General features: G+C 40.9%; 9 protein-coding genes. 6 read left to right on the plus strand and 3 right to left on the minus strand.

The features are described 5' to 3' along the window. Positions 1–31: 31 nt before the first annotated feature. On the plus strand, positions 32–1,696 hold the full coding sequence (locus ENLAB_RS13075; protein ID WP_195266006.1) for a peptide ABC transporter substrate-binding protein: 1,665 nt from the start codon (positions 32–34) through the stop codon (positions 1,694–1,696). Positions 1,697–1,889: 193 nt separating this feature from the next. Here ENLAB_RS13075 and ENLAB_RS13080 read toward each other — a convergent pair whose 3' ends face one another. Beyond that, positions 1,890–2,474 carry a polymer-forming cytoskeletal protein gene (locus tag ENLAB_RS13080; protein WP_010747631.1) on the minus strand — a complete coding sequence of 195 codons (585 nt, stop codon included), beginning with the start codon at positions 2,472–2,474 and terminating at the stop codon, positions 1,890–1,892. 245 nt (positions 2,475–2,719) lie between these two features. After that, positions 2,720–3,529 (minus strand): MurR/RpiR family transcriptional regulator, encoded by an 810-nt coding sequence (locus tag ENLAB_RS13085; protein ID WP_086293137.1) that lies wholly within the window; start codon positions 3,527–3,529, stop codon positions 2,720–2,722. Positions 3,530–3,636: 107 nt separating this feature from the next. Between ENLAB_RS13085 and ENLAB_RS13090 the strand changes: the two genes are divergently transcribed. The 5 genes from ENLAB_RS13090 to ENLAB_RS13110 all read left to right on the plus strand — a co-directional run bounded on the left by ENLAB_RS13090 (position 3,637) and on the right by ENLAB_RS13110 (position 9,797). Continuing rightward, positions 3,637–5,508: a beta-glucoside-specific PTS transporter subunit IIABC gene (locus ENLAB_RS13090; protein WP_195266004.1), complete on the plus strand. Its 1,872-nt coding sequence runs from the start codon at positions 3,637–3,639 to the stop codon at positions 5,506–5,508. Beyond that, on the plus strand, positions 5,505–6,947 hold the full coding sequence (locus ENLAB_RS13095; RefSeq protein ID WP_216682808.1) for a glycoside hydrolase family 1 protein: 1,443 nt from the start codon (positions 5,505–5,507) through the stop codon (positions 6,945–6,947). The genes ENLAB_RS13090 and ENLAB_RS13095 overlap by 4 nt, the downstream gene beginning before the upstream one ends. 1 nt (position 6,948) lies before the next feature. After that, a complete protein-coding gene (locus ENLAB_RS13100) occupies positions 6,949–8,409 on the plus strand; it encodes a glycoside hydrolase family 1 protein (protein ID WP_244351503.1) in 1,461 nt (486 codons plus the stop codon). Between the two features lie 247 nt (positions 8,410–8,656). Then, the gene (locus ENLAB_RS13105; protein WP_005225331.1) at positions 8,657–8,857 is read left to right on the plus strand and encodes a cold-shock protein; all 201 of its coding nucleotides are present in this window, start codon (positions 8,657–8,659) and stop codon (positions 8,855–8,857) included. 586 nt (positions 8,858–9,443) lie between these two features. After that, on the plus strand, positions 9,444–9,797 hold the full coding sequence (locus ENLAB_RS13110) for a nuclear transport factor 2 family protein (RefSeq protein ID WP_081118384.1): 354 nt from the start codon (positions 9,444–9,446) through the stop codon (positions 9,795–9,797). A 449-nt stretch (positions 9,798–10,246) separates the two neighbouring features. Here the strand turns inward: ENLAB_RS13110 and ENLAB_RS13115 are convergent, their stop codons facing one another. Beyond that, a complete protein-coding gene (locus ENLAB_RS13115) occupies positions 10,247–11,647 on the minus strand; it encodes a metallophosphoesterase (RefSeq protein WP_244351504.1) in 1,401 nt (466 codons plus the stop codon). Positions 11,648–11,925 lie beyond the last annotated feature (278 nt).

The following is an 11,925-nucleotide window of genomic DNA, read 5'->3' on the forward strand; positions in this document are numbered from 1 at the left end:
AAATTTTGGATTTTCATAAGGGGTAGGTAAGATGAAGAAAAAATGGGGATATGGTGTCGTCGCTGTTTGTGGAATCGTATTAGCAGGTTGCTCAACAGGAGGGACATCAAGTACAGGTGAAAGTTCAAGTGGTAGTGGGACAGCAGCTGCCGAACAAATTTTTAATGTTGTGGTTCAACAAGAAATGCCTAGTGCCGATCTATCCTTAGCCACCGATACGATCAGTTTTAGTGCTTTAAATAATGTGTATGAAGGGTTGTACCGCTTAGATGCTGAGAGTAAGCCCGAACCAGCAGGTGCCGCCGAATTAGCGGAAGTCAGTGAAGATGGTCTGACCTATAAATTGAAATTACGGGAAGATGCCAAATGGTCAAATGGAGAACCAGTAACAGCAGCGGATTATGTCTTTGGCTGGCAACGCACCGTAAGTGCGGAAACAGGTTCTGAATATGCGTACTTATTTGCGCCCGTAACCAATGCCGAAGCGATAACTGCAGGTGAAAAAGATGCCTCAGAATTGGGGATCAAAGCAGTCAGTGACTATGAATTAGAAATAACGCTGACGACACCTACGCCATACTTCCAATACTTATTGGCATTTCCATCCTTCTTCCCACAAAGCCAAGCAGTCGTAGAAGACAACGGCGATCAATATGCTTCAACAAGCGACAATGCCGTTTACAATGGACCGTTTGTGTTAGCTGGCTTTGATGGTCCAGGAACCGATACAGAATGGTCATATGAAAAGAACGACCAATATTGGGATAAAGATACAGTGAAACTTGATACGATCAATGTCAGTGTCGTAAAAGAATCATCGACCTCCTTGAATCTATTCCAGGATGGGCAAGCGGACGACGTCATCTTAACAGGAGAATTGGCGCAGCAAATGGCCAATGATGAAGCATTTGTGTCAGAACCATTAGCCCGTACTTCCTATATCGAGTTGAATCAGCGAGAAGAAGATTCGCCATTCCGCAATGAGGATCTGCGTAAAGCAATCTCTTATGCCATCGATCGTGATGCATTAGTGACATCGATTTTAGGTGATGGCTCATTGGCTTCCACAGGATTGATACCAAAAGGAATGACCTTTAACCCAACTGATAATACTGATTTTGTCGATGAAGCGGAAAGTGTCATTGAATACGATCAAGAAAAAGCCAAAGAACATTGGGAAAAAGCCAAAGAGGCTTTGGGAATCGATTCTTTAAGTTTTGAAATTTTGGCCTCTGACACAGACTCAACCAAAAAAGCCATTGAATATATTCAAAGTGCGATTCAAGATACGCTTGATGGGGTGAAAGTTAGCCTAAGTCCCGTACCTTTCTCTGTTCGTCTTGATCGTTCAAACTCAGGTGATTTTGATGTCGTTATGGGTGGTTGGGGTGCTGACTATGCGGATGCCAGCAGTTTTACAGATCTATTTGTAACCGATAATTCATACAACCGCGGTCGTTGGACAAGTGAGGAGTACGATGCAGCAGTGAAATCGTCTGCCACGACAAACGCTGGCAATCCAGATGCCCGCTGGCAGGATTTGTTGGATGCAGAGAAAATCATTATGGATCAACAAGGGGTCATCCCTGTGTACCAAAACGTTGAAGCTCATTTACGTGCACCAAAAGTAAAAGGGGTCGTTTCTCACGGTGCCGGTGCGCAATACGATTACAAGTGGGCAGTTATTGAAGAATAAGCGCCTAAAGAAGAAGCTGGTTTTGCGTAAGCAAGCCAGTTTTTTTCTTGTGCTTTGTTCTTACTTACACAATGTTAGTAATGAGAGCGGATGCAATTGTTTATAAAAAAACAAAAAAAGTTGGCAAGGGATCAATGATCAACTTGCCAACCTCGTTTTTTATTCATCTATTTCACAGAAATCCAGTGAAAGATTATTCGCTAACTGTTACGTCGCCTGTTACAGAAGCGCCATCTTCGTCAAGTGTTGCTGAATCTTGGAATTCTTTTGAAGTGAATGTTACGTTACCTTCAACTTTTGCACCGTTCAATACAAAGCCGTTAGCATTCACTTCAACGTCACCTTTGATTACACCGTGAACGATGTTGAAGTTTTCTGAGTTAACGATCAATTTAGGAACAGTTACTGTGTATTCAGCTGTTACGTTGCGGTCTTCATCTTGTGAGTACAATGCAAATTTACGGTAGATATCAGCAGAGTCGTCACCTTTGTCGTGGAATTCGCCATCAACGGTTACATCGTTATCAAATGTCATGTCGCCAGTTACAGCAACGATCCAGTTACCATCTGCGCTCAATGCTTTTTCAATGACTGAAGTTTGATCACTGATAGAAGCAGTTGAAACAACGTCATCTGATGATTCAGTTGATGCAGCAGTTGAAGCTGCTGTTGATGATGATGAGCTTGCAGCTGTGTCGTTATCTGAACTACATGCAGCTAAAAGAGTGCCTCCCATAAGCAATGATGCAGCGATTAAAGTGATTTTAGTTTTTTTCATGTTTCCTTCTCCTTTGTATTCCCATAGTTTTCTTAAAAACAAAATGATTATACCATACCGAAGTGAAGTTTGTGAAACAAAAAACATAAATGAGGAGAAATTTAATAAATAGCAGCCTAGGATTAAAAAATCTTCAAAGAAACTAAGAATAAATGAGTGAGGCTTACGAATGAATGAGACATCTCATTCACAAAGAACCCTCCATTATGGAAGAAATGCACTTCTTCTATAATGGAGGGTCATTATTACATGCGCTTTCGATCCGTCAACTGCTTGAACTTCGATACGATCAAATCCATGATGAACTGATACATAAAGGCATGAGTTTGGAAATGGGTTTGATGAGGGAAGATGATTGCTTCTTGGACAAAAGGAAGTTCCGAGATCTGTGGGTTGGCGGTGATCACGATGACTTTGGCTTTGGTTCGATCGAAGAAATCTTTCCGTGGCGTTCCATTTCGAATTTGTTGCTTGGTCAAGTAGTCACCGGAATTGGTAAAAATAATAAAAAGCGATTCTTCATCGGCAGATTTGATGATTTCTTCCTGTACGAGATCGTCTTGGAAGGTCCGAATGAACTTGCCGTTGTAAGCTAGTTTGATCTGGAAATCAATAGCAGCCGATTCTGAGAATAAAATTCCAAAAGCAAAGACATTTTTATGTGAAACAATTGCTTGTGCGACCCGTTCGATGGCTGGCAGATCAAGATGATGCCGCAGATAATCGATGTCTTGTATCACTGCGTCAAAATAGGAGTCTACGCCTTCTTGCTCCAAAGCAGACAAAATATTCGAGCGATAATTTAGCGGATTGTTGAAGCGGTTCTCGATGAAAGCTGCGTTGTCTTTTAAATCACCATAGTCATCAAAGCCTAAGGTACGGGCGAATTTTGAAACGGTTGACTTTGACACATGGCAAAGAGCGGCGAATTCACCAATACTTAGAGTTTGAATCTGATCATAATGGTTGATCATGGTCAAACCGATATAGTAGTTGGTGGAATCAGTGGGTGCATTATTTAAAAGATTCAATAAACGAATGATTAAGAGGCCCATTTTCTTTCCTTTCTTGTAAGCAGTTTCCAAATTGCGAACTTTCGCAGGTGAGAGAAAAAAATCTGCTATAGTAACGCCATAAAGCGCTTTATAAATCAAACACGGGAGTGAGTCATTTGGCAAAAGATTATTCAAAACTTGCTAGTGAAATTATAGCACAGGTCGGTGGGGAACAAAATATCGTTAGCCTGTATCATTGCATCACTAGATTGCGTTTTAAGTTGAAAGATGTCGAGTTGGCACGAAAAAATAAGGATAAGATTCAGCAGCTTGATGGGGTATTGTCTGTCATTGAAGGAAATGGCCAGTTTCAAGTCGTGATCGGGAATCATGTGGCAGATGTTTTTCAAACGATCATGAGCAAGTATTCGATCCAAAACGCTTTGGAAAGTGATGGAGATGCCGAAGAATCAACAGAAAAACAAGGCAATGTATTTATCCGATTCTTCAATGTATTGTCTGCGATCTTTAATCCAATCATTGTTGCGCTTGCAGGGGCAGGGATGTTGAAAGCTTTACTAGTTGTTTTTACGACCTATCATTTGATGGACGCAGAAGGAAGCACCTATAAAATATTAGCTGCTGCTGGCAATAGTGTCTTTTATTTCTTGCCTTTATTTTTAGCGATCAGTGCAGCGAGGATTTTCAAAGTCAATATGTTTATTGCTTTAGCAATCGTTGGGGCGTTGCTGGAGCCGAATTTTACAGCAATGGTGACGGAAAACGGTGTGACGGTCGATTTCTTTGGCATCCCAGCTGTGTTGATGGGGTATTCGGGTACCGTGATTCCAGCGATCGTTTCGATCTATATCTACTCGCACTTGGAACGACTACTCAAACGGATCATTCCTAAGAGTATCGAGATTTTTGCTCTATCACTAGTAGCTCTTTTGATCATGGTGCCTTTGACCGTTTTGATCATTGGACCGGTCGGTGTAATGCTTGGGGACGGTTTAGGCAATGCCATGAACTTTATCAGCGACAAGAGCGGGCTGTTGGCTGGCTTGTTGATCGGTGGCGGTTGGACATTCTTAGTAATGATCGGGATCCATTGGGGAGTTGTACCGATTATGGTCAATAACCTAGCGGTATATGGCTATGATACGCTGCGCCCGATGATTGCAGCAGCAACATTTGCGAGTGCTGGGGTTGCTTTAGGTGTGTTTTTACGCTCTCGCAGAAAAGAAACCAAAGGCCTGGCGCTATCTTCTTTGCTTCCAGCATTACTTGGAGGAATTACAGAGCCAATCGTCTATGGACTTTCGGTAAAATTTAAAAAGCCGTTGATTGCTCAAACCATCGTTGGTGCCCTTGCTGGTGCGTTTATGGGCATGATGCAAACCAAGGCCATCGTCTATGTTTTCCCAGCATTGACGACATTGCCAGCTTTCTTTGGGGACACCTTTGTGTACTATTTGATCGGCATTGTCTTTGCGTTCTTCGGTACTGCTATTTTGACCTATGTATTAGGATTTGAAGAGACGCTAGAACCTGTTTTAGAAGAAGGTGCAGGGCTGCAAGTGATGACACCAGTTGCTGGTGAAGCGATCACGCTTGATGATGTCAAAGATGAAGTATTTTCTTCTCGAGCAATGGGGGATGGATTAGCCGTTTATCCATCAGCCGGCGATATTTATGCGCCACTTACTGGTACGGTTGTGACAGTGTTTCCAACTGGACATGCTTTTGGGATCCAATCAGCTGCTGGGACGGAAGTGTTGGTTCATATCGGCTTAGACACGGTTGATTTAGCAAAAGGCGTGTTTGAGATTTCGGTGAAACAAGGGGATCAAGTCGTGAAGGGGCAAAAAATTGGCACCTTTGATTTAGCAAAAATTATTGAAAAAGGATATGATCCGACAACCATGTTGGTTTTTACCAGTGTGATTAAAGAAGATGCATTGACAGTTGTGGATCAAGCGAAAAAAGACGTTACCGCATTGGTAGCAAATGATTTATTAAAAGGAGCGATTTCATGAGTGTATTTCCAAAAAATTTCCTATGGGGCGGCGCAATCGCCGCAAATCAAGCCGAAGGAGCTTATTTGGAAGGAGGAAAAGGATTAAGTGTAGCAGATATTTTACCAGTTGGTGAAAAACGTATTGAGCAAGTTTCACTGCAGCTTGAGGAGGACAACTTTTATCCGAGCCATGAAGCCATCGACTTTTATCATCGGTACCCAGAAGACATTGAACTGTTTGCGGAAATGGGCTTGAAGTGTCTGCGTACCTCAATTGCTTGGAGTCGCATTTTTCCGAATGGGGATGAAACGGAACCCAATGAAGCAGGTTTACAATTTTATGATGATTTATTTGATGCCTTGAATGAAAAAGGAATCCAACCAGTTGTTACGTTAGCTCACTTTGAGACACCACTGCATTTGGTAACGAAATATGGTGGTTGGCAAAATCGTGCACTGATCGATTTTTTTGATCGGTATACAAAAGTGGTTTTCACACGCTACAAAGGGAAAGTAAAATATTGGATGACTTTCAATGAAATCAACCATACCCATACGATCCCGTTACTCGCAGCAGGTATCGATGTGTTTTCTTTCGAGACTGAAGAAGAAAAATTACAGGCACTTTATCAAGCGAGTCATAATATGTTTGTTGCAAGTGCCAAAGCAGTTCTGAATGGGAAGGCAGTAGATGAAAACAATCAGATTGGCTGTATGCTGTCACTGAGTCCGATTTATCCTGCAACGTGCAACCCGCAAGATGTTTTTGAATCGTATCAACTGCGCCGTCGTTCCTTGTTCTATAGTGATGTGCAATTGCGAGGAGCGTATCCTGAATACTTCGACCGCATCGTTATGGATAATCATCTGTTGCTGGACATTACAGAAGAAGATCTAGCGATCATTAAAGCGGGAACCTGCGATTATTTAGGCTTTAGTTTTTACCGCAGCTCATTGCATGAAACGGGCATGAAAATTTTAGGCAATACTGGCGGATTATTGGGGAAAAAGAATCCTTACCTAAAAGAAACTGCTTGGGGATGGCCGATCGATCCGTTGGCATTACGCTATGTTTGCAGCGAATTGACTGATCGTTATCAAAAACCATTATTTATCGTTGAAAACGGAATTGGTTTAAAGGATGTTGTCAATGAAGATGGATCGATCGTCGATGAAGAACGGATGGCCTATTTGAAAGACCATATAGAAGCAATGGCGGAATCGATCAAAGATGGCGCAACGATTCTAGGCTATACATGGTGGGGACCGATCGATATCGTTTCTGCGGGGACAGGAGAGATGGAAAAACGATACGGCTTTATCTATGTCGATAAGCAAAATGATGGTAGCGGAGATCTTTCCCGCAAGAAAAAAGCTAGTTTTGCGTATTATCAGCAAGTGATCGCCACGAATGGGGAAGCGTTGGCGTACGAATCATTTTTGAAAGGCGGCAAGTAAAATGAAAAGTTATTTTCCAAAAGATTTCCTCTGGGGGGGAGCAACAGCTGCCAACCAAGTTGAAGGAGGTTCTGGAATCGATGGAAAAGGCTTGTCGGTTTCTGATGTCTATCTATTCGATTCCTCAATGCCGAAAGAACGATGGACTGACCAATGGCATATGATGACTCATCAGCAAGTTGCAGAAGCACAGGATCCAAACAGCACGAAATACTATCCGAAAAGACAGGGCATCGATTTTTATCATCACTTTAAAGAAGATATTCGTTTATTTGCTGAGATGGGCTTCAAAGCCTATCGGATGTCAATTGCCTGGACACGGATCTTTCCAAAGGGGGATGAGGTAGACCCAAACGAAGCTGGATTGGCATTTTACGACGCAGTCTTTGATGAGTGTTTGAAGTATGGGATCGAACCAGTAGTATCACTATCCCATTATGAAATGCCATTGTATTTAGTGACTGAGTATGGAGGATGGCCGAATCGGCAAGTGATCGACTTTTATGTCCGTTTTGCCAAGACGGTGATTGAGCGATACCAAAAGAAAGTCAAATACTGGGTGACTTTTAATGAAATCAACTGTGTCAAACACCATCCGTATGTTAGTGTTGGGATCATTGAAGAAGGCCATCCTAATATTGAACAAGAAAAGTACCAAGGGGCGCACCATCAATTTGTCGCCAGCGCAATCGTGACTGACTATTGCCATCGATTGATTCCCGATGCCAAGGTCGGCTGTATGATCAGCTATCAATTATTAACGCCGTACAGCTGTGATCCAGATGATGTTCAAAAAACAGTCGAAAGTCAACGAACCTCACTCTTTTTCAGTGATGTGCAGGCAAGAGGCTATTATCCAGCATATACCAACCGCATGTTTGAAGAAAAAGGAGTGGAATTGGTGATCGAACCAGGAGACTTAGAAGTCATCCGGGAAAACCCTGTGGATTTTGTTTCCTTTAGTTACTATATGTCCAGTGCAGTCAGCGCGCATCCAGAACGATTGGAAAGTGCTGTCGGGAATTTGATTACTGGTGGGATCAAAAACCCCTATTTGCCAAGCAGTAAATGGGGCTGGCAGATCGATCCCAAAGGGTTGCGAACCGCATTGAATCAACTCTATGACCGCTACCAAAAACCTTTGTTTATTGCCGAAAACGGTTTGGGAGCAGAGGATGTCGTAAACGAAGATGGCACGATCGATGATTTTTATCGAATCGACTATCTGCGTCAGCATATTGAACAAATCAATGAAGCATTGCATGATGGCGTCGAAGTCTTTGGCTATACGGCATGGGGCTGCATCGATATCATCAGTGCTTCGACCTCACAAATGTCGAAACGCTATGGTTTTATCTATGTCGACCAAGACGATGAAGGCAATGGCACAAAGAAACGCATCAAGAAAGCGTCATTTGATTGGTACAAAAAAGTAATTGCTTCAAACGGCGCAACTCTTTGATTTTTGATTCTTCCAGATAAAGCAATTGCTAGGCTTAATCATAAGGTTTCTTAACAATTTCGCTTTTTATCAAGAAAAAAGCCCAACTTTATTTGCTATTTTATTTTAACCGTGCTATGATGAATAGGTAAAGTTCTGATATGTTAATACTTGTTTATCTTTTCTATTGATACACACTTCAATTACACATCATTTTCTATTACAAACAAATAAACACAGTCGATGTGTAATATGGAGGTATACGTTTATGAATAACGGTACAGTAAAATGGTTTAATGCAGATAAAGGTTTTGGATTTATTACAGGTGAAGACGGCAATGATGTATTTGCTCACTTCTCAGCTATCCAAGGCGACGGCTTCAAAACTTTAGAAGAAGGTCAAGCAGTGACTTTCGACGTTGAAGAAGGCCAACGTGGCTTACAAGCAACAAACATCGTTAAAGGTTAATTGACGTTAACAAGCGAGAATCCATTGGGTTCTCGCTTTTTTTTGTTTTATTTTATATAAATATTGAAATGGATCGGGTTTTGATGACCTGCTACAAGAGAATAGTTGCAGGTTTTGAGTACCTGACATGGTAAATAGTACATCTTTGATTTCACTATTCAACTAGCCCTAAGCGTTGTGTTAATCTTACCCATGATTTCTCATTCGATGATAAGCGTATCAAAAGAGGAAAAGAGAAAGAGGGCACTATACCGTATTCAATAAATAAATGCCGTTCAAAGTAAATGAAAAAGTGATTGAATAGGTTTAGGAACATCGCTATCAATAAAAGCAATGATCGCTCGTGATTCAAATGGCATGTCTCATTTGAATGGAATAAAGAAACAGGTACAATGGAAAATGCCACGATTCAATATATGGTCCCCCGTACTTATACAAGAGTAATCGATGTGAAAGATCGATCATTCTTATTCGTTTCATCGATATTGTCTTGAATCAATTGTAAAAGTAGAATATATTGATACAAATTAGCTGCTTTTTTTATTGCGATTGGAACAAAGATGATTACATTTCGAGGGGGATTTATATGAAGCCAAAAGAAATACTTTGCCAATGGGTTGATGCGTTTAATCAGGCAGATGTAGAAAGTATTTCAGAATTATATGATGACAATGCAATCAATCATCAGGTTGCCAATGAGCCAGTTATTGGGAAAGAAGCGATAAAGCAGATGTTTGAGCAAGATTTTTCTAACGCAAAAATGGTTTGTATCGTGGAGAATATTTTCGAAGATGGACAATGGGCAATTTTAGAGTGGCGTGACCCTTTAGGTTTGAGAGGCTGCGGTTTTTTTCAAATAGTAAATGATAAAATTTTATTTCAAAGAGGCTACTGGGATAAATTATCTTTCTTAAAACAGCACGACTTGCCTATTGAATAAAAGGAATTCCTTTATACGAATGGTTAGCAGATATGCATGACAGGAAGGTTGATCGCTTCACGTAAAATTCTTAAAGGGCAACACTGTATGAAAACAAAGCTTTTTGTTTAAGTAATGTTTAAGAATAAGTACGTTTTCTTCCATTTGCACTCTATCTCATGGTATAGTTATTGATAAGCGACAAATATTTTTGTACCACACGTTACTTGTTTTGAAGAAATTTATTCAAACCTGGCGTAACTTCAGAGTTACAAGGATACAATAGAGGTTAGGGATTGTATCGTTTAAATGAGAAATAAATAATAGTAGTAATAGTATGCTGCACTTTCAAAGAATAAATATTGACTCGTCAGATAGCCTTCTCGTTTACCCAAACGAGAGGGCTATCGTTCATTAGAAAAGAAAAAGTGTCTTTTTCCTAAAAGAAAGGAAGAAGACACTTTTTGGCTTTATTCTGCTGTGAGGGGGATCGTCAGCTTGCGATCATCGGTTTGATCGTCCAGCATTGAATCGACATATTGCTTCAAAAAGTAAGAATAGGTCGCTAACCACTGATACTCCTCGGAATCTTTGATGGCAGCTATTTTCTCGGCTGAGTAAGTATCATTGCCAGTAAAAAGGGCAGTGTTCAGCTTCGTGACAAACGTGCAAAGTTGTGTGATCTGGGCATCTGACAGTTCAGACACGGCGGACAATTGGTCGCGAACCAGTTGGTCGGTATCATTTTCAAAAACACTCTTCTGGTAGTTTTGATAGTCCAGCAACTGTTCATCAGTTTGCTTCGTTTCAGCCGCCCAAGCATCGAGATCAATTTGACGAGCTTCATAGTCGATTTCCTTTTCGGAAAGAGAAAGGACGCCGTAGCCTAATTCTGCTGTTGAATAAGACCCAGTGACTGCTTCATAAAGCGAATCATTCCCTTCGTTAATGTCTTGAATGTGGATATGACCAGAGAAAACGGCTGGCACGTTGAAACGGTCCAACAAAGCGACAGTTTCGGAGGCATTGTCGAGAACATAACCGTCTTGTAACAACTCATTATGACTGAACAAGTTATGGTGTAAAAAGACCAGTGGTACTTGCTCTGCTTCTTTTGTCAGGGTTAATTGCTCCTCCAACCAAGTTAGAGTAGCTGGTTTCAACTCACCATTCGTTGTAGGATCATCCCAATTAACCTCAGAATCGTAGATACATGAATCGAGCAAAAAGAGGCGATACTTGTCATTTAACTGAATGCTGTAGCTAAGGGAAGACTTGTCGATACTGTTGGCTTTTTCGTAACCTTCAGCAAAAATCGTTTGAAAATCCTCAGGACTGATTTGATCGGCATAGTATTCCTTTTCACCTTGAAATGCTCGCGCCCAACCATTGTAAATCTCGTGGTTGCCAGGTAATGCGAAAACCATAATGTCAGCTTCTTGCAATGGTTCAAGCAATCTTGCCAACTCTTGAGCACTTGCTTTCTCGCCATTGAGCGTCATATCACCGGTCAAAATAATTCCCGTGGGTTTCTCTTTTAAGGCTTGAGCGGTGAAGGCCTCGATTGATTGTTCTTGATACGTCATCTCTTTGCCAGCAGCTCCTTGTGTGAAGGTCTGAAAGGCTTCGCCATTATCATGAAGCGTGGAGGAAAGAAAATGAATATCACTTAAGAGCCAAAACTCACTGTTGCTTGCCTGTTGCAATGGAGTATCGGCTTCATGCACCTTACGAAATTGAAAGAATAACAGGAAACAGGTGACTAAAAGTGTAAGAAGTGCCAATGGCCAAAACCATTTTTTGTGTGTACGAATCGCGATTCCCTCCTCGCTTGTTTTATTTATTATAGAAAGGAATAGGGATCTTGTCACATAAATGGTCTTTTTTTGAATGATTTCTTGTTTTCATAGTTTTCCTTTTAAGATAATTCCTAAAAAACTATAAATGCTATTAATTAGGTGTTTTTATGGGGTAAAAATAACTAAAATGGAAAGGACATCACTTTTTGAAAATGAAAAGAAAACGCGGTGATTTATTCAGAAACGTTGATTTAACGGTCTTTAATTGTCCTGTTATTTATCGGTGAGATAAAGGAAGTGTTAGATTGAAACATTTTTGTAACATTTCCTTTATCTGTGTGTCATATCAT

Source organism: Enterococcus innesii, assembly GCF_022846515.1.
GTDB classification, from domain to species: Bacteria; Bacillota; Bacilli; order Lactobacillales; family Enterococcaceae; genus Enterococcus_D; species Enterococcus_D innesii.